This window comes from Streptomyces verrucosisporus (assembly GCF_017114865.1).
GTDB classification, from domain to species: Bacteria; Actinomycetota; Actinomycetes; order Streptomycetales; family Streptomycetaceae; genus Streptomyces; species Streptomyces fenghuangensis.
In genome coordinates this window covers 1-25,024 of the sequence record NZ_JADEYH010000016.1, presented here as the reverse complement: position 1 = coordinate 25,024, position 25,024 = coordinate 1, and the positions used below count along the sequence as shown (strand labels likewise).

The window sequence follows — 25,024 nt, the reverse complement described above, 5'->3', positions numbered from 1 at the left end:
CACATGGCCCTGCTTTCCGTGGACGAACTGACCGTCACCTTCACCCAGCGCGGCCGGCGCGACGTGAAGGCCGTGTCGGGGGTCTCCTTCGACGTCGACCAGGGCCAGGTCGTCGGCCTGGTCGGCGAGTCGGGCTGCGGCAAGTCCGTCACCTCGCTGGCCCTGATGGGGCTGCTGCCCTCCAGGGGCGTGAGGACCGGCGGCCGTGCCGACTTCGACGGCACCGACCTGCTGACCCTGAGCCCGAAGGGGATGCGCGACCTGCGCGGCTCCCAGCTGGCGATGATCTTCCAGGACCCGCTGTCCTCGCTGAACCCGGTGGTGCCCATCGGGGTCCAGGTCACCGAGATCCTGGCCCGGCACCGGGGGATGAAGGGCGAGGCCGCACGCAGGGAGGCCGCCTCCCTGCTGGACCGGGTCGGCATCCCCGACCCCACCCGGCGGCTGAAGGAGTACCCGCACCAGCTCTCCGGCGGCATGCGCCAGCGCGCCCTGATCGCCATGGCGGTGGCCTGCGCGCCGCGGCTGCTGATCGCCGACGAGCCGACCACCGCGCTGGATGTGACGATCCAGGCCCAGATCCTGGAGCTGCTCAGGGAACTGGTCGACGAAGAGGGCACCGCCCTGCTGATGATCACTCACGATCTGGGCGTGGTCGCCGGCCTGTGCGACCAGGTCAACGTGCTCTACGCGGGCAAGGTGGTGGAGTCCGCCGAGCGGCGCGAGCTGTTCGACGCGCCGACCCACCCGTACGCCAACGGGCTGCTGGGTTCCATCCCCCGGCTCGACGCGCCGCGCGGCGAGCCGCTGAGGCCGGTGCGCGGTTCCATCAACGACACGATCGCCTGGGAGGACGGCTGCGCCTTCGCTCCCCGGTGCGACCACTACACGCTGGAGTGCCTGAAGGGCACCCCGGCGCTGGAGGAGCCGCGCAAGCCCGGACACCAGGTGCGGTGCGTCAACCCGGTGCTCTCCGACGGCGCCGCCGGTCTGCGCGAGTCCGCGCTGCCCGGGCCGGACGAGGTGCCCGGCACCGAGGCCGACGGCGAGGGCGGGCCCGCGGTGGACGAGCCGGTGGAGAAGACCGAACCGGCGGAGAAGGACGCGGCGGTCGGCACGGCCGGCACGGCCGAGAAGGAGGCCGGAGCATGAGCCTGCTCCAACTGAACGGTGTGAAGGTCCACTTCCCGGTGAAGAAGGGCATCCTCTTCGACCGCACGGTCGGCCACGTCTACGCCGTCGACGGCGTGTCGCTCTCCGTCGAGCCCGGCCAGACGTACGGCCTGGTGGGCGAGTCGGGCTGCGGCAAGACCACGCTGGGCCGGGCGGTCCTGCGGCTGGTGGACATCACCGACGGCGAGGTCGTCTTCGACGGCACCGATCTGGCGAAGCTGCCGGACGAGGAGATGCGCCGCTTCCGCCGCCGGCTCCAGATGGTCTTCCAGGACCCGCTGGGCAGCCTCAATCCCCGGCAGAACATCGAGTCGATCCTCTCCGAGGGCATGGAGGCCCACGGCATCGGCGCCGACCAGGAGGAGCGCCGCGAGAGGATCCGGAAGATCCTGGCGAGGGTCGGGCTGCCGGCGGGCGCGCTCTCCCGCTACCCGCACGAGTTCTCCGGCGGGCAGCGCCAGCGCATCGGCATCGCCCGTGCGCTGGTCCTGGAACCGGACGTGATCATCTGCGACGAGCCGGTCTCCGCGCTGGACGTCTCCATCCAGGCGCAGGTGATCAACCTGCTGGAGGAGCTCCAGCAGGAGATGGGGCTGACGTACGTGGTCATCGCCCACGACCTGGCCGTGGTGCGGCACATCTCCGACGTCGTCGGGGTGATGTACCTGGGCTCGCTGGTGGAGGAGGCGCCCAGCGACATGCTGTACGCCGAGCCCCGGCACCCGTACACCCGGGCGCTGATGTCGGCCGTGCCGGTGCCCGACCCGGAGGTCGAGGACAACCGCGAGCGCATCCTGCTCACCGGCGACCTGCCCTCCCCGGCGAACCCGCCGGCGGGCTGCCGCTTCCACACCCGCTGCCCGTGGAAGCAGGACACGCTCTGCACCACCGACCGGCCCGAACTGCGTGATCTGGGCGGCGGCCACAGGGTGGCCTGCCACTGGGCCGAGGAGATAGCCGACGGCCGGATCAGCCCCACGCACAACGCGGCCCAGGTCGTCCCGGCCGGCCACGAGGAGCACGGCGGGCACGCCGGGCACGCCGGGCCGGCTGAGGCCGGGGCCGTGAAGACGGAGAAGGCCGCGACCGCGGCCGAGTGAGCCGCGCGCCGCACCCTCCGGCTCCCCGGACGCCGCGTAGCGCCCCCGCACCGCCCGCCTCCCGCCGATGGGCGCGGAGGCGGGCGATGCGGCGCTTGGGGGACCTGTTACAACCGGGGGGTGGATCTGTTCACCCCTTCCGTCCAGCACTGGCTCGACCTGGCCGGGATCTTCGTCTTCGCCGTCTCCGGCGCGCTGCTCGCCGTCCGCAAGAACTTCGACGTCGTCGGCATGGCGCTGCTCGCCTCGGTCACCGGGCTGGGCGGCGGGCTCTTCAGGGACCTGGTGATCGGGGCGGTGCCCCCGGCCGCCTTCACCGACCTCGGCTATCTGCTGACCCCGCTGGCCGCCACGGTGCTGGTCTTCTTCCTCCACCCGCAGGTGGAGCGGATCAACCGGGCGGTGATGGTCTTCGACGCGGCCGGGCTCGGCCTGTTCTGCGTCACCGGTACGGTCAAGGCGCACGCCTACGGGCTCGGCCTGACCGCCTCGGTCGTCATGGGGCTGGCCACGGCCGCCGGCGGCGGCGTGCTGCGCGACGTCCTGGCCAACGAGGTGCCCTCGCTGCTGCGCTGGGACCGGGAGGTCTACGCCGTGCCGGCCGTCGTCGGGGCGACGGCCGTGGCGCTGCTGATCAGGGCCGGGGAGCTGAACGGGGTGACCAGCGGAGCGGCGGCCGCCCTCGCCTTCGTCCTGCGGCTGCTGGCCCTGCGCTACAACTGGCGCGCACCGAGGGCCTGGTACCGCCGCAGCCGGCGGACCGAGGAGAGCGAGGGGGAGGCGTGAGAGGCGTGCCGAGACTTGGCTACTAGCCGGTAATAAAAGCCTGTACCGTGTACTGCCATGACCGAGGCAACCATCGGTACCAGCGCGTTCGATCGCGACACGGCCGTCACAGCACAGGGGGAGGGCGTCTACGGCGCCGACCTCTCCGCCCAGTGGACCATCGGGCACGCCGTCAACGGCGGCTACCTGCTGGCCCTGCTCGGCCGGGCCCTCGGCGACGCACTGCCGCACCCCGACCCCTTCACCATCACCGCGCACTACCTCACCGCCTCCCGGCCCGGCCCGGCGACCGTACGCACCACCGCCGTGCGCGCCGGCCGCACCCTGTCCACCGGCGCCGCCTCCCTGCTCCAGCGGGACGAGGAAGGGCGGGAGGTCGAGCGCATCCGTGTGCTGGCGGGCTACGGGGACCTGGCCGCGCTGCCCGACGACGTCCGCACCAGCGCCAAGCCGCCGCAGATCCCGCCCTACGAGAGCTGCCTCGGGGCCAGGGACGGCATGGACCCGTCCGCCGTCCCGCCCATCACCCACCAGATCGACCTGCGCCTGGACCCGGCCACCGTCGGCTGGGCGGTCGGCGCCCCCAGCGGGCGCGGCGAGATGCGCGGCTGGTTCGGGCTGGCCGACGGCCGCGACCACGACCCGCTCTCCCTGCTGCTGGCGGTGGACGCTCTGCCGCCCACCGCCTTCGAGCTGGGCCTGTCCGGCTGGGTGCCGACGGTGGAGCTGACCGTCCACGTCCGCCGCCGTCCGGCCCCCGGGCCGGTGCGGGTGGCGGTCACCACCCGCAATCTGGCCGGCGGCTTCCTGGAGGAGGACGCCGACGTCTGGGACAGCGAGGACCGGCTGGTCGCCCAGTCCCGGCAGCTCGCCCGCGCCCTGCCGGCCTGAGCGCGGACCGGACCGCCTCCGTCGCGCGATCCGCGGCCCCGCCCCCTTCACGGAGGGGTGCGGGGCCGCTTCCGCATGCGGCGGGCGGCGCGGGGCACACGTGATGATGTCGCCCCCGATGCCCCGGCACCCGCCGTGACCGGCGCGAACGCTGTGCGCGACCGGATCGGCGGGGCCGGCGGCGCGGGAGTGGCGGAGCCCTTCACGGGTAGCCTGAAAAGGGACGAACAATACGAAAATCGCCATGCGCGACAAAGCTCCCCAGTGAGAGAAGTGAAGGTGGTCAACGGATGTACGCCGTGAAGAGCACACTGCCCGACCAGGACCTCAAGGTCGTCGGAGAGGCGCTGCAGGGCGCACTGGTGGACCTGGTCGATCTGTCGCTGGTGGCCAAGCAGGTCCACTGGACCGTGATCGGCCCGCGGTTCCGCTCCATCCACCTCCAGCTCGACGAGGTCGTGGACACCGCGCGCACCTACTCCGACACCGTCGCCGAGCGCGCCGCGGCCCTGGGCCTGGCCCCCGACGGCCGTGCCTCCGCACTCGCCTCCGGCAGCGGCATCACCGGGGTGGACAGCGGCTGGCACCAGGACGACAAGGCCGTCGAGGTCATGGTCGGCGCGCTGGCCTCCGTGGTGAACCGGATGCGCGAGCGCATGGACGCCACGGAGAAGCCCGACCCGGTGACCCAGGACATCCTCATCGCGATCATCGCCGACCTCGAGAAGCACCACTGGATGTTCCAGGCCGAGCACAAGGTCGACTGAGGACGGCCGCCCGCCTCACGGCTTTCCGGGGCGGGAGAGCGAGGACCGGTCCACTGGCCGGTCCTCGCTCTCGTCCCGGCGCGGGCGGCTCGTAGAATCGGTTGACCATGGCCTACCTTGACCACGCCGCCACCACCCCCATGCTCCCGGAGGCGGTGCAGGCGATGACCGCCCAGCTCGGCCCCGTCGGCAACGCCTCCTCCCTCCACGCGGCAGGAAGGCGGGCCCGCCGCACGGTGGAGGAGGGGCGCGAGGCCCTCGCCGCGGCGCTGGGCGCCCGGCCGAGCGAGGTGGTTCTCACCTCCGGCGGCACCGAGGCCGACAACCTCGCGGTCAAGGGCCTGTACTGGGCCCGGCGCGCGGCCGATCCCGCCCGCACCCGCGTCCTGGCCAGCCCCGTGGAGCACCACGCGGTCCTCGACGCCGTCCACTGGCTCGCCGACCACGAGGGTGCCCGGGTGCAGTGGCTGCCGGTCGACTCCCTGGGGCGGGTCCACCCCGAGGCGCTGCGCGAGGCGGTGGAGGAGAAGCCCGGGGACATCGCCCTGATCACCGTGATGTGGGCCAACAACGAGATCGGCACCCTCCAGCCCACGGCCGAACTGGCCGCGATCGCCGCTGAGTTCGGCATCCCGATGCACGCGGACGCCGTCCAGGCCGTAGGCCAGGTGCCGGTGGACTTCGCCGCCTCCAATCTGGCCGCGATGACGGTCAGCGGCCACAAGATCGGCGGCCCGTACGGCATCGGCGCGCTGCTGCTGGGCAGGCAGTGGGCCCCCACGCCGCTGCTGCACGGCGGCGGCCAGGAGCGCGACGTGCGCTCCGGCACCCTGGACGTACCCGCCGTCGCCGCCTTCGCGGTCGCCGCGCGGCTGGCGGCCGGGCGGCGCGAGGAGTTCGCCCGCGAGATCGGCGCGCTGCGGGACGCGCTGGTGGCGGCCGTGCGCGAGGCCGTGCCGGACGCCGTCCTGGGCGGCGACCCCGATCCGGCCGGCCGGCTGCCCGCCAACGCTCACTTCTCCTTCCCCGGCTGCGAGGGAGACTCGCTGCTGCTCCTGCTGGACGCCCAGGGCATCGAGTGCTCCACCGGGTCGGCCTGCACCGCCGGCGTCGCCCAGCCCAGCCACGTCCTGCTGGCCACGGGCACCGACCCGGAGCTGGCCCGGGGCACCCTGCGCTTCTCGCTGGGCCACACCTCCACCAGGGCGGACGTGGACGCCGTGGCAGCCGCCATCGGCCCGGCCGTGGAGCGCGCCCGCGGCGCCGGGCTGTCGTAGACCCGCCCTGCCCGCTTCCCGTCCTCTGCGGGTCAGTCCTTGAGGACCGGCACGTCCCGGACCATCCGCATGTACCGCTCCCAGTCCCAGTGCGGCCCGGGATCGGTGTGGTCGGTGCCGGGTACCTCGACGTGGCCGACGATGTGCTCGCGGTCCCGGGGCAGGCCGTACCGGTCGCATATCCCGGCCGTCAGCGCCGCCGAGGCCCGGTAGGTGGCGTCGGTGATCGTCTCCGGGCGGTCCACGAAGCCCTCGTGCTCGATGCCGACGCTGCGCTCGTTGTACTCGCGGTTGCCCGCGTGGTACGCCACGTCCAGCTCCCGCACCATCTGCGTCACCTTCCCGTCGGAGGTGCGCACCACGTAGTGGGTCGCTGCGCGGTGGGAAGGGTCCTGGAAGACCTTCAGGGCCACCGCGTAGGGGCCCTGGATGACGTGCACCACCACCCGGTCGACGGTGTAGTCGTAGGGCCGGTCGGCCCGCCGCCAGTTCGCCTCGGACGCCGGCAGCCAGTCCGCCCCGGGGTGGTCCACCTCGCCCTCGGTGCGCGGCCGGTTCACGCCCGGCACCCTCCACCACGTCCGGGCCAGATCGTCGCGGGCCGCGTACCCGAGGGCGCCCAGTCCCGCCGCCGCGCCGCCGACCAGCAGGGCGCGGCGGCCCACCGGCCGTCCCTTTCCGTCCGTCCGGCGGTGTCCGGGGGCATCTTTCTCGCTCACGGCGAGCACAACGCTCAAGAACACCCGTACGGTTCCGCCTGAGCGCACCCGGACCCGTACCCTGGAGGCGCTATGACTGACACGACCGGTGCGCCCAGCCCCGCCCCCCGCCTTCGCGTCCTCGCCGCCATGTCCGGCGGGGTGGACTCCGCCGTCGCCGCCGCCCGCGCGGTGGAGGCCGGCCACGACGTCACCGGCGTCCACCTCGCCCTCTCGGCGAACCCGCAGTCCTTCCGCACCGGCGCCCGCGGCTGCTGCACGATCGAGGACTCCCGCGACGCCCGCCGCGCCGCCGACGTCATCGGCATCCCCTTCTACGTGTGGGACCTGGCCGAGCGCTTCCGCCAGGACGTGGTGGAGGACTTCGTCGCCGAGTACGAGGCCGGCCGCACCCCCAACCCCTGCCTGCGCTGCAACGAGAAGATCAAGTTCGCCGCGCTGCTGGACAAGGCCCTGGCGCTGGGCTTCGACGCGGTGTGCACCGGCCACTACGCCACCGTCGTCCTGCGCGAGGACGGCACCCGCGAGCTGCACCGCGCCACCGACATGGCCAAGGACCAGAGCTATGTGCTGGGCGTGCTGGACGAGCGGCAGCTCGCCCACGCCATGTTCCCCCTCGGCGACACCGCCACCACCAAGGAGGAGATCCGCGCCGAGGCCGAGCGCCGGGGCCTGGCGGTGGCGAAGAAGCCCGACAGCCACGACATCTGCTTCATCGCCGACGGCGACACCCAGGGCTTCCTCGCCAGGCACCTGGGCACCGCCGAGGGCGACATCCTCGACGAGGACGGCAACAAGCTCGGCACCCACGACGGCGCGTACGGCTTCACCGTCGGCCAGCGCAAGGGCCTGCGCATCGGCCACCCCGCCCCCGACGGCAAGCCGCGCTACGTGCTGGACATCTCCCCGGTGGACAACACCGTCACCGTCGGCCCGGCCTCCGCCCTGGACGTGGTCGCCCTGCGGGCCATCCGCCCCCGCTGGTGCGGCACCCCGCCCACCGGGCCGGGCACGTACACCGCCCAGCTGCGCGCCCACGGCGGCGAGACGCCGGTGACGGCCGAGCCGGCCGGCGGTCCGGACGGCGACGAGCTGAAGGTGGCCTTCACCGAGCCGGTGCGCGGCGTCGCCCCGGGCCAGGCGATCGTCCTCTACGACGGCACCCGCGTGGTCGGCTCGGCCACCATCGCCGCCACCGAGCGCCGCGCCGCGGCTGCCGCCGTCAGCCGGGGTTGACGCCTTCCTGGCGATGCCCGGAGTCTCGCCTTAAGCTTTTTGGTGCGGGTTACCCGCGCCAAAGAGCCTGAGATGTCTGTCGGGGCATTCGATAGGGAGGGCGGCCGTGCTGCTGAGTTTCCGGGTGGCCAACCACCGGTCGATCCGTGATGAGCAGGAGCTGTCGCTGGTTGCCACCGAGTTCAACGAGGGCACCGGCCGTGACACCGGTGTCCGCATCGACGGGAAACCCGTCCAGGTGCTGCCGGTGATCGGCCTCTTCGGCGCCAATGCCTCCGGCAAGTCGAACGGACTGCACGCCATGAGCTTCATGCGCAGGGCGGTGCTGGATTCCTTCGCGGACTGGGCGAAGGAGCCGGGGATCCCGAGGGAGCCCTTCGCGCTTGCTCCCGAAGCGCAGGAGGAGACCAGTCTCTTCGAGGTGGACCTGCTGCTCGGCGACGACCCGGTCCGTTACACCTACGGCTTCGAGGTGTCCGACGACCGCGTGGAGGCGGAGTGGCTGCACGCCTATCCTTCGGGCCGGCGCCAGGTCTGGTTCGACCGGGAGGCCGGACGCCCTGGTGCGGAAGGGGGGGAGTTCAGATTCCCCGGAACCGGGCTGAAGGGACACAAGGACGAATACACGGCCCTCACCCGGCCCAACGCGCTCTTCCTCACCGTCGCAGCCACCCTCAACCATCCCCAGCTGTCCCCACTGCACCGCTGGTTCATGGACAGCCTGTGGGCGGCCGACCCGCAGGCCGGCGAGGCGGACCGGACGCGGTGGATCCGTGACAGGCTCACCGAGGGGAGATCGGACCGCCGCTTCCGCGACCGTTTCGTCCGGCTGCTGGTCAAGGCCGATCTGGGCATCGCCGGTATCACCACCGATCCGGAGACGGGAGAGGTCCAGCTCCTGCACCGCACGCCCGGCGGAGGCACCAGCCCCCTCGACTTCATGGAGCAGGAGTCCCTGGGCACCCACGCCTGGTTCGCGTTTCTCGGGCCGCTGTTGCACGTCCTGGACCGGGGCGGCACGCTCCTGGTCGACGAACTGGACTCCAGCCTGCATCCGCGCCTGGCCGCGGAGGCCGTTCGGCTGTTCCACGACCGGGACGCCAATCCCCACACCGCTCAGCTCGTCTTCACCACCCACGACGCCACACTGCTCGGTCCGTCCGTGGCGGAACGCCCGCTGGACCGCGACCAGGTGTGGATCGCGTTGAAGAACGCCACCGGGGAGAGCACGCTGTACCCGCTCACCGCGGCCCGGAAGGCCCGCAGGGACGAGAACCTGGAACGCCGCTACCTGCACGGCCACTACGGCGGGATCCCCCGGCTCACCGCGGGCGAGCTGGCACGGGAGATCGCCGTTCTCGAGGAGGAACCGAAGGCGACGGCATGAGCAGGGGAAAGAAGGAACAGGGACGCCGCCGCAGGCGGGAGCGGACCCCGGGCGGCCCGCCACGCCGACCGGTCGCCTCGTACGGTGACCGGTCGCACCGGGTGCTCTACATCGCCTGTGAGGGGGCGAGAACCGAGCCCGCCTACCTCGACCTGCTCAACGAGGCCTACGGCAGGCAGCGCTCCGGGGAGCGGGGATTCCACCTGCACTACTGCGATCCCGGACACGCCGACGGCCTGCGTCCGGAGGAGGCCGTGGACCAGGTGCTCTCCGTGGCCGGGCCGGAAGACGAGAAGTGGGTCCTGTTCGACCGCGACACCGAGGACAACCGGGACAGGGAGATTCCGAGGGCCCTGCGCAAGGCTCACCGGGGCGGTGTCCAGGTCGTGCTCTCCCACCCCTCCTTCGAGCTGTGGCTGCTACTGCACTTCAAGAACTGGACCAGCCGGGAGAACGGCCGCAGCGGCACGGTGGTGAACGAACTGCGCCGGCACAGGGACGCGGACGGCTTCGCGGACTACGACAAGGGGTCCGGAGACCGGGGCAAGGGGCTGGGCGGCAAGCGCGGCGCCTCCCTGCTGGGCAGGGAGACCAACGCGATCCGCAACGCCCGGGGCCTGGTCACCCAGTGCTCGCACGGCGCCTGCTCGGCCAAGGCGGCCGACAGAGCGGCGAAGACCGTCTCCACTGAGCTGGACCGGACTCCGGACTGCGCGGAATGGGCGGCGCTCACCGGCCACGCGCCCGACTGCGATCCTCTCGGCCGCGACCCCTCCACCGACGTGTGGCGACTGCTCACCGCACTGGGAATCGGCACGGACCGCGCCTGAAACCCGCGAGTTCCCCGGCCCGGTCCCGTCCGGCCCTGTGGAGGTTCCTCCGGGACGCCGCCCTTCGTCCTCTCTTCGGAGCGCCGTCCATCCCGCGGTCCGGCAAGCCTGTTGATCCGGGCGCCCTTTTCCCGGTGTCGGCAAGGGGGCTGATTGCTCTGGGTTACTCAGTCACCCGTTCGGGTGATTTCTGGAAACCGGTGCCCTCAGCTGGGGAGCTGGCGCGACCATGCCATGGTCGTCTGACGCGTCGGGCAAGCGGAGGGAACTGCTGTGCGCTGGAAGAGAAAACTGGCTGTGCTGCTGATGGGCGTGTGCCTGGCGGCGGGCCCACAGGCCGGACCGGCCGCGGCCATCGTCGGGGGATGGGAGGCGGATCCCCGCCACCACCGGTTCATGGCCGGCCTGATCGACACCGAGCGGGTGCGCCTGTTCTGCGGGGCGACACTGATCTCCCCCAGGTATGTGCTGACCGCCGCGCACTGCGTTGCGGGGAGGCACGAGTCTTCGACGGCGGTCCTGCTGGGCGATCACGACCACAGCACGGGAAGTGAAACCAAGGCCACGCGGTTGGTCCGGGCCGAGGACATCGTGGTTCACGAGAACTACGCCCCCGACACCGTGGCGAACAACATCGCCTTGGTGCGACTCATGGAGCCAGTGCAGACGAGCTGGGAGATCGATGTGGCTTACCTGCCCTGGGAACACGCGCCCGACAGCTTCGACAACGTCGCCGTGACGGCTATGGGCTGGGGCACCCTCAGTTTCGGCGGCCCGGTGAGCAGCGTCCTGCAGAGTACCGAACTCGACACGATGACCAACGCCGAGTGCGTCGACCGGGACGGGCCGTATGTCACTTCCGGCAGCATCTGCACCTACGCACCGGGCCGGGGCCCCTGTACGTACGACGACGGCGGCCCTGTCATCCACTACGTCGAGCGCAACGCCGATTACCCCGTCCTGGTCGGCGTCATCTCCCACGGCAGGGGCTGCGCCGGCAGCAGCCCCGACGTGAACACCCGCGTCTCCTCCTACCTGGAATGGATTCTCCGGAACACCCCCGGCGCCGTCTACGCGACGAGGCCGAGTTAGGCCGGCTCCTGGCGATGCATCGCTGTCCGCCACCCGTCACGGGACCGCCGCATCCGGAAGCCCCGGGTAGCGGCCCGCGGCTCAACCCGGCCGGAACGTCCCGTGATCCTGGCCATGGCCCGGTCCGGCATCTCCCGACGGGGCGGGCAGGGTCCACACCGTGGTCCGCGGCCACCGCACGGTTTCTCATGGGTCCGCACGACCCCCGGAGACCGTGCGGTGGCCGTACGCGTTTCCGGCCGGGTCCACCAGCGAGATCGCGCAACCGGACTGGAGTACCGACCCGGGCGGCCCTACTGGGCGAGAAGGTCGAACGCCCCGGCCTTCGCGCCCCGGACGAGGGCGCGGAAGGCGGCGCGGTCGGTGGTGAGGACGCGGCCGGGGTCGGTGCTCTCGCGGACGGCTATGCCGTCACCGTCGTCGGCGGCCACCTCCACGCAGTTGTTGCCGCCGCCGCCGGAGAATGAGGACTTCTGCCAGGAGGGTTCGGACACCGCTGTTCCTCTCACACGTCACGGGCGATCGAGTGGATGAAATCCCGTGACTCGGCCGGAGGCAAGGAGCGCTGCTCGATCAGTCGCAACAGCGTCCGGTAGTTGACCAGCGGTGTCGGGGAGTCGATGAAGACGGGACCGAACTCGGAGTCGAGTTGCACGGTGTCCAGTCGTGGGACCGCGCCCTCCACGTACAGGACGGACTGGTCCGCTCCGGGGAAGCCTCCGGCGTGGAAGGGGATCACCGTGAGGGTGACGTTATCCCGTTCGCCGGCCTCGATCAGGTGCCTGAGCTGGGCGATGACGGTCTTCCGGGAGCCGAACCGCATGCGCAGTGCGGTCTCGTGGACGACGGCGGAGTAGGGGGTCGGGTCGGCTCCGCCCAGAACGGCCTGGCGGCCCAGTCTGTGGGCCACGCGCAACTCGACCTCCAGGCGGGACAGTTCGGGTACGACGACTTCGAAGAGCGCCCTGGCGTGGTCCTCGGTCTGCAGCAGACCTGGTAGGTGGACCGTCTGCACGGTGCGGATCCGGGCCGCATGGTGCTCGATCTCCGAGACGTCGAGGAATCCGTCCGGCAGTTTTCCTCGGTACTCCTCCCACCAGCAGTGACTCCGACGGCCTCCGGCCATGGCGGCCAGGGCATCGACGAGTGCCGGGTCCGGGCAGCGGTAGAGGGATGCGATCTGGCGGACCCGCTCTCCGCTGAGTCCGGTCCGTCCGGCCTCGATGTTGGAGACCATCGTCCGGTCGGAGCCGAGAAGGGCGGCTGCCTGCGTGGTGGAGAGACCGGCCTGCTCGCGCAGTCTGCGCATCTCCGTCGCCAGGCGGCGCTGACGTGCGGTAGGGGTGTTCCGGGCTGCCATCTGTCCTCTCTCGCCGTGAGCGTGGACAGTTTTCCAGCGGTGCGCGGAGCGCTCCAGTGAGTCAACCAATGTTTCACTCTTTCGTGGTTCTTTGGCTCACCTGTGAGTCGTTCTGCCCTAACTTGTGGGTCACAGCACCGCGCCGCACCGCCGAGCGCGCAGCGGAAGCGCACCGTGCGCCCTGCCCGGGAGGGCGCACGGCAGGCCACCGCCCCGTGTACCGGCCGCCCGGCGGCGCGACCAGCCCTCACATCCCACCGGAGGACCGCGTGAGCACGCCACCGTTCCCGAAGCCGATCCCGTTCGCCGAACCCTGGGAGTACGAACTGCGCTTCCCCCGCGACCCGCGCGGCCCGGGGATCGCCAGAAGGACCCTGCGGGCCGTCCTGACCGCGCACGGGCTGCCCGAACTGGCCGGCCGGGCGGAACTGCTGACCTCGGAGCTGGCCACCAACTCCGTCAGGTACGGCGAGCACGCCGCCGCCGTGACGCTGCGGTGGCTCCATCCCGTCCTGCGGGTCAGCGTGTGGGACGCCGGGCCCGGCGGGGTGCCCGTGCCGTCCTCGTCCCCGCCGTCTCCCGACCGGGAGGGCGGGCGCGGGCTGCTCATCCTCGACGTGCTCGCCGACCGCTGGGGCGACCGCCCGGCCGAGGGCGGCTCCGCCGGACCGGGAGGGCCGGCCGGCAAGACCGTCTGGTTCGAACTGCTCTGGGGCGGGCCTCCGCCTCCGTCCGACCTGGTGCCCGCCGCCTGACGGAGCGGCGGGCGCGGTGCACCGGGTGTTCCCTCGGCCGGTGTCCGCACGTTCTCCGGCCGGGGCCCGCCCGGTGCGGTATCGGTTGTGATCAGGCGGAGTGCGGGGAACACTGACCATTCGGATCAACCGGACGGATCGGATGCACGGTGCGCGTCCGTTCCGTCACTCAGCGATACGGAGGTGCTCATGGGAGCCAGGAATCCGTCCGACTCCAAGCTCTCCCGGAACCGCGCCGCCCTCACGCACAAGGCGCGCTACGCACTCGCCCACCCCGGACGCGTCCCCGCCCATCTGCGGCGGACCGCCCGGGACGCCTGGCTGCGGGCGAGGTACCGCGGCGACCACATCGGCTACTACCGGGCGGTGATGGCCTCCGACGCCGCCCGCAGCCCCGAGGCGGCGGTCGGCGGCCGGCCGTCGCACGACCGCTGGCTGGCCCTCGGGCAGATGCAGTTCGACTATCTGATGGAGCACGGGCTGAGGCCGGAGGACCGGATGCTGGAGATCGGCTGCGGCAACCTGCGGGCGGGCCGGCTGTTCATCGACCACCTGGAGCCGGGCCACTACTACGGCATCGACATCTCGCCCGACATCCTCGTCGAGGCCAAGCGGACCGTGGTGCGCTACGGGCTCCAGGACAAGCTGCCCCATCTGGCGATCGCCGACGACCTGACCTTCGACTTCCTGCCCGAGAACCACTTCACGGTCGTCCACGCCCACAGCGTCTTCTCCCACTCGCCGCTGGATGTCATCGACCAGTGCCTGGAGAACGTGGGGAGGGTCCTCGCGCCGGGCGGCTTCTTCGACTTCACCTTCGACCGCACCGAGGGCCGCGAACACCACGTGCTGCGCGAGGACTTCTACTACCGCACCGAGACGCTGGTCGACCTCGCGGCCAGCCACGACCTGACGGCGTGTCTCATGGACGACTGGGAGCGGCTCCCGCACGGCCAGTCCAAGATCCGCGTCACCCTTCCGGCCCCGGACCGGGCGGCGGCGGGCGGACCGGAACCGGAGCGCAGCCCGGTGTAGCGCGCGCCGGGGCGGGCGGCGGCGTGGTTCACGGTGCGGGGGCCGGGCTCCCCGCCCCCGCGCCGCCGGCGCCGTTCGCGCCACCGGTGTCCGCTCCGAGCGGGTCCTCGCCCGAGAGCAGGACGCCCAGGCCCTCGCGGGTGGCGGCCACCACCACGCGGTCGCCCGCCGTCAGCACGTAGCCGTCGTGCAGCCGCCAGGCGAGGTCGCCGGTGAGGGTGTAGGTGCGGGCGCCGGAGGTGAGGGAGCCCAGATCGGCGCGGCGGCGGTCGGGCGGGGCGGTGTCCAGGGCCAGGATCCGCCAGGAACCGGGGCGGAACGCCTCGCCGACGGTGCGGCCCTCCAGCAGCCGGTTGCCCTCCACCGAGACCGCGGCGAAGACCAGCACCCGGCGGCCCACGGGGATGGCGCCCAGCACCTGGCGGCCCATCATGGCGCCGGCGAAGGCCGGTGCCGCCAGCGCCGAGACGCTGCGGCTGCGGGTCTGCGCGCCGGGGTAGGTGTCGCGCAGCGTGCGGTAGACGGTGGCGGCGAACTCGTCGTCGAACAGGCGCATCACCACCCGCAGGTCGGGGTTGACCTGGCGGGCGTAGAGCGTGGCCTCCAGGTTGGTGCCGCTGTCGCTGGTCAGCGCCAGCAGGGCGCGGCTGCGCGCTATCCCCGCCTCCTCCAGCACCCCGTCCTCGGTGACGTCCGCGATCAGGGTCGGCACCCGGCGCGCGCGGGCGGTGGCGATGCCGCGGGCCTCGTCGTCGCGCTCGATGCACACCACGGGGATGCCCAGTTCCAGCAGCTGGTCCAGCACACGGGTGCCGACCTTGCCCAGGCCCAGCAGGACGACGTGCCTCTCGATGCCGCGCGGCGGGGGCGGCAGGGTGGCGGCCCGGCGGAAGGTGCCGTAGCTCTCCAGCACGACGGCGAACATCAGCGGCAGCAGCGCGGTGCCCGCCAGCCCGCCCAGCAGCTGCAGGACCTGCTCCCCGGTGCTGCCCTCCAGCTCGGGCTCGTTGATGGACATCACGTTGAGCAGGGTGATGTAGGCGGCGTGCAGCGGTGTCTCGCGGGTGACGTACCAGTTCGCGGCGGCGAGCAGGACGACCACCGCGGTGAGCCCGAGCAGGGCGGCCCGCAGCTTCCGGGAGAAGAAGCTGCCCACCGGCAGTCTCGGCACCCGGGGAGCCGGGGCACCGGCCCGGTCGGGACGGCGGGTGATCGCCTCCAGGACGACGGTGCCGCGCCCGTCGGGCAGACCCTCCAGCTCGCGCGGGTCGGGCAGCAGCACGGGGCCGTCGTGGTCCTCGGGGTCGGGGTAGACGTCGCCCTCGTCGGAGTCCGGGGCGTCGGGCAGCAGGGCCAGGGTGCACAGCGGGTCGCGGCGGCCGGCGGTGCCGACGGTGCGCTCCTTGGCCCGCAGCAGCAGCCCGCCGGCGTGGATCACCTTGCTGGTGCCGACCACGGCCGCCGCCACCATGGAGGGGGCGGCGGTGTCCGCGTCGGACAGGACGGTGGTGGAGGCGTCCACGGCTCTCTGGTCCAGGCCGGGGACGCGGGCGGCGATGGTCCGGTCGAGAAGGTCCTCCAGGTAGTGGCCCAGGGTCCGGTTGAACATCCGGATGACCAGGCGCAGTTCGGGGTTGATGCGGCGGGCGCGCAGCGCGGTGTGGATGTTGAGCTGGTCGTCGCCGGAGGTCAGCGCCAGCGCGGCGGCGTGCTCGATGCCCGCCTCCCGCAGCGCCTCGTCGTCGGGTATCTGGGCCTCCACCGCCCGTACGTCCAGATGCCGGTCGCCGACCAGCGCGGCGATCTGCGGGCCCTGGTCGCCGCCGCGCAGCGAGGGCAGGACGACGGTGACCCTCTGGCCGTAGACGGAGGCGAGTTCGCGCACCAGCCGCTGCGACAGCGAGTTGTCGCCGCACACGACCATGTGGCCCGAGCGCCCGTCGCCCCGCCGCGGGCCGCCCTGCGGAGGGACGGCGGGAACGGGAGCGGCGGGGACGGGGACGGCGGCGTGGGCGGGCGCGGAGGGCTCCGGCCGAGGGGGCTGCGGTACGGGAGCGGCCATGAGGCCTCATTCGACCACGCCCGCCGCGGTGGACGGCACCATTCCCGCCACCGGGGACGGCGGATGGGACGATGTCGCGCATGGGAACGCATGTGATCACCGGGGCGGGCTCCGGCATCGGGGCCGAGATCGCCGAGCGCCTGCGGGAGCGGGGCGAGGAGCTGTGGCTGCCGGCGCGGAACGCGGGCCGCGCCAGGGAACTGGCCGAGCGCTTCCCCGGCGCCCGCACCCTCGTCGCGGACCTGGCCGAGCCCGAGCGGCTGTCGTGGGCGCTGTCCCACCAGGAACTGCCGGAGAGGGTGGACTCGCTGCTGCACGTCGCCGGGGTGGTGGACCTGGGGAAGGTCGGGGAGCTGACCCCGAAGGTCTGGAACGCGACTCTGGCGGTCAACCTCGTCGGCCCCGCCGAGCTGACCCGGCTGCTGCTGCCGCAGCTCCGCCCGGCGCACGGCCACGTGGTCTTCGTCAACTCCGGCGCGGGCCTGAACGCCAACGCCGACTGGGGCGCGTACGCGGCCAGCAAGCACGGGCTGAAGGCGCTCGCCGACTCGCTGCGCGCGGAGGAGGGCGCCGCCGGGGTGCGGGTGACCTCCGTCTACCCGGGCCGCACCGCCACGCCCATGCAGGCCAAGGTGCACCGGCAGGAGGGCAGGGAGTACGACCCGGCGCGCTGGATCCCCCCGTCCGCGGTGGCGACCGCCGTCCTGACCGCCCTCGATCTGCCCGCGGGCTCGGAGATCACCGATCTGAGGGTGAGGCCGTCGGCGTGAGGGAGCACGTGTGGGGCGAGGGGGCCGCGACCGGCGTCGGGTCGATGCCCGGCACCGACGCCCGGGAGGCGGCCAGGACCGTCACCGGCAGCCTGGAGTACTTCCCGTACCTGCCGGAGCTGCCCGCGCGCGGGCCCGGCGCCGACATGATCGGGCGCACGGCCGGGATGCTGGTGGAGCTGTACGCCCGCCTGGAGCCCAGCGGCTGGCGGGTCGGCGACGCGCCCGGGCGCGACACCCGGCGGGCCCGGTCCTGGCTGGGGGAGGACCTGGACGCGCTGGAGGAGTTCACCCAGGGGTACACCGGGGCGCTGAAGGTGTCCGCAGTCGGGCCGTGGACGCTGGCGGCGTCGCTGGAGCGCCGCGGTGGCGAGGCGATGCTCGGCGACGCGGGCGCCTGCCGCTATCTGGCCGAGTCCCTGGCCGAGGGGCTGCGCGCCCACCTGGCCGAGGTACGGCGCAGGGTGCCGGGGGCCCGGGTCGTCCTCCAGCTCGACGAGCCGTCGCTGACGGCCGTGCTGCTGGGCAGGGTGCCCACCGCCAGCGGCTACCGCACCCATCCGGCCGTGGACCGCGGGGTGGCCGAGGGCGCGCTGCGACAGGTGGTGGGGGCGGCCCGGGAGGCGGTGGAGGGGACTTCCGTGGTGGTGCACTCCTGCGCTCCGGGAGTGCCCTTCGGGCTGCTGCGCCGGGCGGGCGCGGACGGGATCTCCTTCGACCTCTCGATACTCACCGAGCGTGACGACGAGGCGGTCGGGGAGGCGGTCGAGGCGGGCACCGCGCTGTTCGCCGGGGCGGTCCCGGCGGTGGAGCCGGACTCGAGCGCACTGTCAGACCCTGCCGGTAGCGTCATGGGTGTCAGGACGCTGTGGCGCAGGCTCGGGCTGTCTCCGAAGCTGCTGGCGCGATCGGTGGTCGTCACGCCCGCCTGCGGTCTGGCCGGCGCCTCGCCGGCCTACGCGCGGGCCGCGCTCGCGCACTGTGTCCGGGCCGCACGCTCGCTCGTAAACGACCCTGAGTAACGGGAGGCTTGGATACATGGAGACGGTGAGCCCGGACAGCGAGGCGCGCGAGCGGCACGCGCGGCTGGCCCAGGAGGTCGACGAGCACCGCTTCCGGTACTACGTGACGACGCCGGTCGTCAGCGACGCCGAGTTCGACGCCCTGATGCGCGAGCTCCAGGAGCTGGAGGCGAGGTACCCGGAGCTGGCCACGCCGGACTCGCCGACGCAGAAGGTGGCCGGCTCCTACGAGACGGAGTTCACCGCCGTACAGCACCGCGAGCGGATGCTGTCGCTGGACAACGCCTTCGACGACGAGGAGCTGTCGTCCTGGGCCGACCGGATCGCGCGCGAACTGGGCGGCGTGCCCTACCACTTCCTGTGCGAGCTGAAGGTGGACGGGCTCGCGGTCAACCTGACGTACGAGCACGGCAGGCTGACGCGCGCCGCGACCCGCGGCGACGGGCGCACCGGGGAGGACATCACGCCCAACGTCCGCACCATCGCGCAGATCCCCGAGCGACTGAAGGGGGACCGTATCCCGGATCTGGTGGAGATCCGCGGCGAGGTGTTCATCCCCATGGAGCGCTTCGAGGATCTGAACGCGCGGCTGGTCGGGGCGGGCAAGCCGGCGTTCGCCAACCCCCGCAACGCGGCGGCCGGTTCGCTGCGGCAGAAGGACCCCAAGGTCACCGCGGAGCGCCCGCTGCGCATGGTGGTGCACGGCATCGGCGCCCGCGAGGGCTTCGACATCGACCGGCTGTCGCACGCCTACGAGCTGCTGCACGAGTGGGGTCTGCCGACCGCCGCGCACGCCAGGGTGGTCGGCTCCGTCGGGGAGGTGCGGGAGTACATCGCCCACTACGGCGCCAACCGCCACTCGGTGGAGCACGAGATCGACGGGGTCGTCGTCAAGCTGGACGAGATCCCCCTCCAGGGGCGGCTGGGCTCCACCTCGCGGGCGCCGCGCTGGGCGATCGCCTGGAAGTACCCGCCGGAGGAGGTCAACACCAGGCTGCTGGACATCAAGGTGAGCATCGGCCGCACCGGGCGGGCCACGCCGTTCGCCGTGGTGGAGCCGGTGACGGTGGCCGGCTCGGAGGTGGAGTTCGCCACCCTGCACAACCAGGACGTGGTCAGGGCCAAGGGCGTGCTGATCGGGGACACCGTGGCGCTGCGCAAGGCGGGCGACGTCATCCCCGAGATCCTGGGCCCCGTCGCCGATCTGCGGGACGGCAGCGAGCGGGAGTTCGTGATGCCCGCCGCGTGCCCCGAGTGCGGCACCGGGCTGAAACCGGCCAAGGAGGGGGACGTCGATCTGCGCTGCCCCAACGCCCGCTCCTGCCCGGGCCAGTTGCGCGAGCGGCTCTACTACCTGGCGGGGCGCAAGTGCCTGGACATCGAGCACTTCGGGTACGTGGCGGCCACCGCGCTGACGCAGCCGCTGGAGCCGGCCACACCGCCGCTGCGGGACGAGGGGGATCTGTTCGACCTCACCGTCGAGCAGTTGCTGCCCATCAAGTCCCTGGTGCTGGATCAGGACAGCGGTCTGCCCAAGCGGGATCCGAAGACGGGGGAGGAGAAGGTCGTCACCTTCTTCGCCAACCTCAGGGGCGAGCCGAAGAAGAACGCGCTGGCGATGCTGGAGAACATCCGGGCGGCCAAGGAGCGCCCGCTGGCCAGGATCATCACGGGGCTGTCGATCCGCCACGTCGGCCCGGTGGCGGCCGAGGCGCTGGCCAGGGAGTTCCGCTCGCTGGAGCGGATCGCCGAGGCGTCCGAGGAGGAGCTGGCGGCGACCGAGGGGGTCGGCCCGACGATCGCGGCCTCGCTCAAGGCCTGGTTCGCCGAGGAGTGGCACCGCGAGATCGTCGAGAAGTGGCGGGCGGCCGGAGTCCGGATGGAGGAGGAGGGCGGCGCCGAGGAGGGGCCGCGTCCGCTGGAGGGGGTCACCGTGGTGGTCACCGGGACCCTGCGGTCGTACACGCGGGATGGAGCAAAAGAGGCGCTGCAGAGCCTGGGAGCGAAAGTGACCGGTTCTGTTTCAAAGAAGACCGGTTTTGTTGTGGCGGGCGACAGTCCTGGATCGAAATATGACAAGGCCGTGCAGTTGAAGGTCCCGATCCTGGACGACGACGGTTTCGCCGTCCTGCTGGAGCAGGGGCCCGACGCCGCCCGGGAGGCCGCCGTCGTCCCCGTCGAGCCCGCCGCGGAGCAGCCCGCCGAGTGACGGGGCGTTGGCGGCGGTGGTGGCACCGCCGCCAAATCCTTTTTCGGCCAATGCCGTTGACCGAGTGATGAGGAGAGGCTGCACGGCGCTTATCAGACGGACGCGATCGACCGGTCGGCATTCGGGCAACCCCGATCGATCACTGCCCGGCCGGCCGCCCGCGTCCTACTGTTGACGGGGTGCGCCTGCCGTGGCGTGGGCACCGACGGCTGTGAGAGGGACGCGCATGCAGCACAAACCCCGGGACCGGGGACGGCAGTGGCTCCGCCACGGGCGGCCCCGACCGACCACCGCCCCGCCGGGCGACGGCCCCGACGGCGCGCCGAAGCCGCAGCGCGCCGTCCCACCGGAGGTGCCCGGGCTCTCCCGCGCGGTCGTCGCGGTCGCCGCCGTCGCGCTGGCCGCCGGGATCCACCAGGTGGTCTCCGAAGGACACGCCCTCTTCCCCAGCGGCACGGTGGGCTGGTCCTTCGCCGTCCTGACCGGCCTCATCGTCGGCCACCTGGTCGCCCTCGGCCGCGACCGCTGGTGGGGCGGCACCGGCTCCGGCGCCGCCCTCACCCTGGCCATCCTGCTGCTGTACGGCTGGATCCCGGCCACCCTGGTCAGCCTCGCTGTGGTGGTCCTGGTCGGCGCGGCCCGGCGGCACCGGTGGCGCCAGGCGCTGCGGAACGGCGCGGTCGACATCCTCGGCATCGGCGCCGCGGCGCTGTGCCTGGCGGGCTTCGGCGTGCACCCCTCGGTGGAGCAGCCCTGGCGCCCGGCCGCCTGGAGCCTGTACGCGCTCCCCGAGGTCCTCCTGGCTGCCGCCGCCTACCTGCTCGTCACCCGGACGCTGCTGTGGTACATCCTGGCCCCGCGCCAGGGAGGTCTGCCCACCGTCGCCCGCACCGCCCTGGCGCGGCAGGGACTGGTCGCACTCGCGCTGCTGGCCATCTCCCCGCTGATCGTCGTGGTCGCCGTCCACATGCCGCTGCTGCTGCCGCTGTTCTCCGTGCCGCTGGTCTCGCTGGACTCCGCCCTGTGGATCGCCCGCGCCCGCGCCGAGGAGCAGTTGCGCGACCCCCTCACCGGGCTCGCCAACCGCCAGTGGCTTCTGGAGCGCACCTGGTCCGCCCTGGACGAGGCGGACCGGCTGGGCGCCCGCTCCGCCCTCGTCCTCATCGACCTCGACCGCTTCCGGTCGGTCAACGACACCCTCGGCCACCTGGCGGGCGACCGGCTGCTGCTGCAGATCGCCGACCGGCTGCGGACGGCACTGCCCCGCGGCGCCGAGGTGGCCCGGCTGGGCGGCGACGAGTTCGCCGTACTGCTCCCGTTCGCCGACTCGCCCACCAGCGCCCAGCGCATCGCCCGCGCGCTCGTCGGCGTCCTCGGTTCGCCGCTGGACCTGGACGGACTGACCCTGGAGCTGGAGGCCAGCGCCGGGGTCGCGGTCTTCCCCGACCACGCCGGCGAGGCGGAGGGCCTGCTGCGCCGCGCCGACGTCGCCATGTACCAGGCCAAGCGCGACCGCAGCGGCGTGGAGGTCTACGAGGCAGCCCGCGACGGCAACACACCCGACCGGCTGGGCCTGCTGGGCGACCTGCGCCGCGCCCTGGACGCGGGCGAGGTCGAACTGCACTACCAGCCCAAGGTCGCCTTCGACGGCTCCGTCTGCGGCCTGGAGGCACTGGTGCGCTGGGTGCACCCCGAGCGGGGCAGGGTCCCCCCGGACGAGTTCATCGCCATCGCCGAGACCTCCGGCCTGATGCCGCGCCTGACCGACTACGTGCTGGAGACCGCCCTCGCCCAGGTCGCACGCTGGCGCTCCCGGGGCCTGACCGTGCCGGTCGCCGTCAACGTCTCGCCCCGCGACGTCCACAGCCCCGGCTTCGCCGGATCGGTGGCAGCCCGGCTGGCCCGCCACGGCGTCCCGGCCGGGGCGCTCCAGCTGGAGATCACCGAGCACGTCCTGCTGGAGGACCCGCAGCGGGCCGCCGGCACCCTCGCCGCGCTCACCGGCCACGGGGTGCGGATGTCGCTGGACGACTTCGGCACCGGCTACTCCTCGCTGGTGCACCTGCGCAGACTGCCGGTGAGCGAGCTGAAGATCGACCGCTCCTTCGTGGCACGCCTGGCGGTGGACGCCGAGGACGCCGAGATCGTGCGCTGCACGGTGGACCTCGCGCACTCCCTGGGCCTGCTCGTCGTAGCCGAGGGCGTGGAGGACGACGAGACCTGGGAGCGCCTGCGCGACCTGGGCTGCGACGCCGTGCAGGGCTGGCTGGTGTCGGCCGCGATGCCCCCGGCCGAGGCCACCGCCTGGCTGCGGGCACGCGACGGTGCGCCGCCGCCGGTCGAGGCGGCGCACCCCGCGCTGCCGGGACCGGCGGGGAAGACCGCCCCGGGCCGCCGGGGGCAGCCCGCGCGCTAGGTACACGGCACTCCGTCCGGGCGCTCGGACGGGGGCACGGACGGGGGCACGGACCGCTTCCGCCCCCGTCCCGGCACCGCCGTGCGCCGCGGCCAAACTGTTAGCATGCTGTTCTGCCCTCCGGGCAGCGGTCAGGACTTGGCCGCGCCCCGGCCGGAAGGCCGGGGGGAAAGCCGTCCCGCTCAGGAGACGGAGGAGTCACAGGATCGGGGCGGACGGCGGGAAGAGCCCGCCAAGCCCCGAAGGATCCACCACTCACCCCGAGGAATCGCTGCATGCCTGGCATCACGCGCGAGGAGGTCGCCCACCTCGCCCGGCTGGCACGTCTGGAGCTGAAGGACGAAGAGCTCGACCACTTCGCCGGACAGCTCGACGACATCATCGGCGCGGTCGCCCGCGTCTCCGACGTCGCCGACGAGGACGTACCGCCGACCTCCCACCCGCTGCCGCTGACCAACGTCATGCGCCCGGACGAGGTCCGTCCGTCGCTGACCCCCGAGCAGGCGCTCTCCGGCGCCCCGGCCCAGGAGCAGCAGCGTTTCAAGGTGCCGCAGATCCTGGGGGAGGAGTGAACGCCATGACGCATTCGAGCGATCTGACCAGGCTCACCGCGGCCGAGACCGCCGCGCGCATCGCCTCCGGCCAGGCGAGCGCCGTCGAGGTGACCGAGGCCCACCTCGCCCGCATCGAGGCCGTGGACGAGAAGGTGCACGCCTTCCTCCACGTGGACCGCGAGGGCGCGCTGGCCCGTGCCCGCACCGTGGACGCCAAGCGCTCCCGCGGCGAGAGGCTCGGCCCGCTGGCCGGCGTCCCGCTCGCGCTCAAGGACATCTTCACCACCGAGGGCGTGCCCACCACCGTCGGCTCCAGGATCCTCGAAGGCTGGATCCCGCCGTACGACGCCACGCTCACCAGGCGGCTCAAGGACGCCGACGTGGTGATCCTGGGCAAGACCAACATGGACGAGTTCGCCATGGGCTCCTCCACGGAGAACAGCGCCTACGGCCCGACCGGCAACCCGTGGGACCTCACCCGCATCCCGGGCGGCTCCGGCGGAGGCTCCTCCGCGGCGCTCGCCTCCCACCAGGCCCCGCTGGCCATCGGCACCGACACCGGCGGCTCCATCCGCCAGCCGGCCGCCGTCACCGGCACCGTCGGAGTGAAGCCCACCTACGGCGCCGTCTCCCGCTACGGCATGGTCGCCTTCTCCTCCTCCCTCGACCAGGGCGGGCCCTGCGCCCGCACCGTCCTGGACGCGGCACTGCTGCACGAGGCGATCGCCGGGCACGACCCGCTGGACTCCACCTCCATCGACGCCCCCGTCCCGCCGGTGGTCGAGGCCGCCCGCAACGGGAACGTCGAGGGTCTGCGCGTCGGCGTGGTCAGGGAGTTCGCCGGCGAGGGCTACCAGGCCGGGGTCATGCAGCGCTTCGACGAGTCGGTGGAGCTGCTGCGCGAACTGGGCGCCGAGGTCGTCGAGATCTCCTGCCCGTCCTTCGACAAGGCGCTGGCGGCCTACTACCTGATCGCGCCGTCGGAGTGCTCCTCCAACCTGGCCCGCTTCGACGCCATGCGCTACGGCCTGCGCGCCGGCGACGACGGCACCCGCTCGGCGGAGGAGGTCACCTCCCTCACCCGTGAGGCCGGCTTCGGCCCCGAGGTCAAGCGCCGCATCATGCTGGGCACCTACGCGCTGTCCTCCGGCTACTACGACGCCTACTACGGCTCCGCCCAGAAGGTGCGTACCCTGATCAAGCGCGACTTCGACGCCGCCTTCGGGAAGGTGGACGTGCTGGTCTCGCCGACCACGCCGACCACCGCGTTCCCCATCGGGGAGCGGGCGGACGACCCGATGGCCATGTACCTGGCGGACCTGTGCACCATCCCGTCCAACCTGGCGGGCAACGCGGCCATGTCGCTGCCTTGCGGTCTGGCGCCCGAGGACGGGCTCCCGGTGGGCCTGCAGATCATCGCTCCCGCCATGGCCGACGACCGCCTCTACCGTGTCGGAGCGGCGGTCGAGGCCGCCTACCACGCACGCTGGGGGCACCCGCTGCTGGAGGAGGCGCCCTCGCTGTGAGCGTCGCACGCGCGGCCGCCGGGCCGCAGACGACATATGGAGCCGTGCTTCTGTGCC

The 25,024-nt window shown here is 72.8% G+C and carries 22 protein-coding genes; 18 read left to right on the top strand and 4 right to left on the bottom strand.

The genetic code is table 11. The features are described from left to right. Window positions 1-3: 3 nt before the first annotated feature. The 6 genes from IQ279_RS17845 (at window position 4) to IQ279_RS17820 (ending at window position 5,994) form a co-directional block, all read left to right on the top strand. On the top strand, window positions 4-1,152 hold the full coding sequence (locus tag IQ279_RS17845; RefSeq protein ID WP_241028318.1) for an ABC transporter ATP-binding protein: 1,149 nt from the start codon (window positions 4-6) through the stop codon (window positions 1,150-1,152). After that, entirely contained in the window at window positions 1,149-2,273 is a 1,125-nt protein-coding gene (locus tag IQ279_RS17840; RefSeq protein ID WP_206349562.1) for an ABC transporter ATP-binding protein, read from the top strand. The genes IQ279_RS17845 and IQ279_RS17840 overlap by 4 nt, the downstream gene beginning before the upstream one ends. 120 nt (window positions 2,274-2,393) lie before the next feature. After that, window positions 2,394-3,059 (top strand): trimeric intracellular cation channel family protein, encoded by a 666-nt coding sequence (locus IQ279_RS17835; RefSeq protein ID WP_307792414.1) that lies wholly within the window; start codon window positions 2,394-2,396, stop codon window positions 3,057-3,059. A 57-nt stretch (window positions 3,060-3,116) separates the two neighbouring features. Next, entirely contained in the window at window positions 3,117-3,950 is an 834-nt protein-coding gene (locus tag IQ279_RS17830) for a thioesterase family protein (protein WP_206349561.1), read from the top strand. A 290-nt stretch (window positions 3,951-4,240) separates the two neighbouring features. Continuing rightward, entirely contained in the window at window positions 4,241-4,717 is a 477-nt protein-coding gene (locus IQ279_RS17825; protein WP_206349560.1) for a Dps family protein, read from the top strand. Window positions 4,718-4,824: 107 nt separating this feature from the next. After that, a complete protein-coding gene (locus tag IQ279_RS17820; protein ID WP_206349559.1) occupies window positions 4,825-5,994 on the top strand; it encodes a cysteine desulfurase family protein in 1,170 nt (389 codons plus the stop codon). A gap of 32 nt (window positions 5,995-6,026) precedes the next feature. Here the strand turns inward: IQ279_RS17820 and IQ279_RS17815 are convergent, their stop codons facing one another. Next, window positions 6,027-6,713 carry an N-acetylmuramoyl-L-alanine amidase gene (locus IQ279_RS17815; protein WP_206349558.1) on the bottom strand — a complete coding sequence of 229 codons (687 nt, stop codon included), beginning with the start codon at window positions 6,711-6,713 and terminating at the stop codon, window positions 6,027-6,029. Between the two features lie 72 nt (window positions 6,714-6,785). Here IQ279_RS17815 and mnmA point away from each other — a divergent pair, with 72 nt between their 5' ends. From mnmA to IQ279_RS17795, 4 genes are all read left to right on the top strand, one after another. Further along, window positions 6,786-7,949, top strand: a complete 1,164-nt coding sequence (gene mnmA / locus IQ279_RS17810; protein WP_206349557.1) for a tRNA 2-thiouridine(34) synthase MnmA — start codon at window positions 6,786-6,788, stop codon at window positions 7,947-7,949. A gap of 106 nt (window positions 7,950-8,055) precedes the next feature. Further along, window positions 8,056-9,336: an AAA family ATPase gene (locus IQ279_RS17805; protein ID WP_206349556.1), complete on the top strand. Its 1,281-nt coding sequence runs from the start codon at window positions 8,056-8,058 to the stop codon at window positions 9,334-9,336. Beyond that, a complete protein-coding gene (locus tag IQ279_RS17800) occupies window positions 9,333-10,166 on the top strand; it encodes an RloB family protein (protein ID WP_206349555.1) in 834 nt (277 codons plus the stop codon). The genes IQ279_RS17805 and IQ279_RS17800 overlap by 4 nt, the downstream gene beginning before the upstream one ends. A gap of 273 nt (window positions 10,167-10,439) precedes the next feature. Then, window positions 10,440-11,258, top strand: coding sequence for a serine protease (locus IQ279_RS17795; RefSeq protein WP_206349554.1), 819 nt, complete (start codon window positions 10,440-10,442; stop codon window positions 11,256-11,258). Between the two features lie 293 nt (window positions 11,259-11,551). On the opposite strand, the gene IQ279_RS17790 is transcribed toward IQ279_RS17795, so the two are convergent. Then, on the bottom strand, window positions 11,552-11,752 hold the full coding sequence (locus tag IQ279_RS17790; protein WP_206349553.1) for a DUF397 domain-containing protein: 201 nt from the start codon (window positions 11,750-11,752) through the stop codon (window positions 11,552-11,554). Window positions 11,753-11,763: 11 nt separating this feature from the next. Further along, window positions 11,764-12,618: a helix-turn-helix domain-containing protein gene (locus tag IQ279_RS17785; RefSeq protein ID WP_206349552.1), complete on the bottom strand. Its 855-nt coding sequence runs from the start codon at window positions 12,616-12,618 to the stop codon at window positions 11,764-11,766. 269 nt (window positions 12,619-12,887) lie between these two features. On the opposite strand from IQ279_RS17785, the gene IQ279_RS28095 reads away from it, so the two are divergent. Both IQ279_RS28095 and IQ279_RS17775 read left to right on the top strand, forming a co-directional pair. Beyond that, window positions 12,888-13,373: an ATP-binding protein gene (locus tag IQ279_RS28095; RefSeq protein WP_307792413.1), complete on the top strand. Its 486-nt coding sequence runs from the start codon at window positions 12,888-12,890 to the stop codon at window positions 13,371-13,373. A gap of 189 nt (window positions 13,374-13,562) precedes the next feature. Next, window positions 13,563-14,408: a class I SAM-dependent methyltransferase gene (locus tag IQ279_RS17775; protein ID WP_206349550.1), complete on the top strand. Its 846-nt coding sequence runs from the start codon at window positions 13,563-13,565 to the stop codon at window positions 14,406-14,408. A gap of 28 nt (window positions 14,409-14,436) precedes the next feature. On the opposite strand, the gene IQ279_RS17770 is transcribed toward IQ279_RS17775, so the two are convergent. Beyond that, window positions 14,437-16,332 carry an NAD-binding protein gene (locus tag IQ279_RS17770; protein WP_206349659.1) on the bottom strand — a complete coding sequence of 632 codons (1,896 nt, stop codon included), beginning with the start codon at window positions 16,330-16,332 and terminating at the stop codon, window positions 14,437-14,439. A gap of 218 nt (window positions 16,333-16,550) precedes the next feature. Between IQ279_RS17770 and IQ279_RS17765 the strand changes: the two genes are divergently transcribed. From IQ279_RS17765 to gatA, 6 genes are all read left to right on the top strand, one after another. Further along, a complete protein-coding gene (locus IQ279_RS17765) occupies window positions 16,551-17,240 on the top strand; it encodes an SDR family oxidoreductase (RefSeq protein WP_206349549.1) in 690 nt (229 codons plus the stop codon). Continuing rightward, the gene (locus tag IQ279_RS17760) at window positions 17,237-18,262 is read left to right on the top strand and encodes a methionine synthase (protein WP_206349548.1); all 1,026 of its coding nucleotides are present in this window, start codon (window positions 17,237-17,239) and stop codon (window positions 18,260-18,262) included. Before IQ279_RS17765 ends, IQ279_RS17760 begins: the two co-directional genes overlap by 4 nt. 16 nt (window positions 18,263-18,278) lie before the next feature. Then, a complete protein-coding gene (gene ligA, locus IQ279_RS17755; RefSeq protein ID WP_206349547.1) occupies window positions 18,279-20,471 on the top strand; it encodes an NAD-dependent DNA ligase LigA in 2,193 nt (730 codons plus the stop codon). A gap of 226 nt (window positions 20,472-20,697) precedes the next feature. After that, complete coding sequence (locus IQ279_RS17750) at window positions 20,698-22,887, top strand: putative bifunctional diguanylate cyclase/phosphodiesterase (protein ID WP_206349546.1); 2,190 nt, start codon at window positions 20,698-20,700, stop codon at window positions 22,885-22,887. Window positions 22,888-23,162: 275 nt separating this feature from the next. Beyond that, window positions 23,163-23,459, top strand: a complete 297-nt coding sequence (gene gatC / locus IQ279_RS17745) for an Asp-tRNA(Asn)/Glu-tRNA(Gln) amidotransferase subunit GatC (protein WP_031505700.1) — start codon at window positions 23,163-23,165, stop codon at window positions 23,457-23,459. 5 nt (window positions 23,460-23,464) lie between these two features. Next, window positions 23,465-24,967: an Asp-tRNA(Asn)/Glu-tRNA(Gln) amidotransferase subunit GatA gene (gatA, locus tag IQ279_RS17740; RefSeq protein WP_206349545.1), complete on the top strand. Its 1,503-nt coding sequence runs from the start codon at window positions 23,465-23,467 to the stop codon at window positions 24,965-24,967. Window positions 24,968-25,024 lie beyond the last annotated feature (57 nt).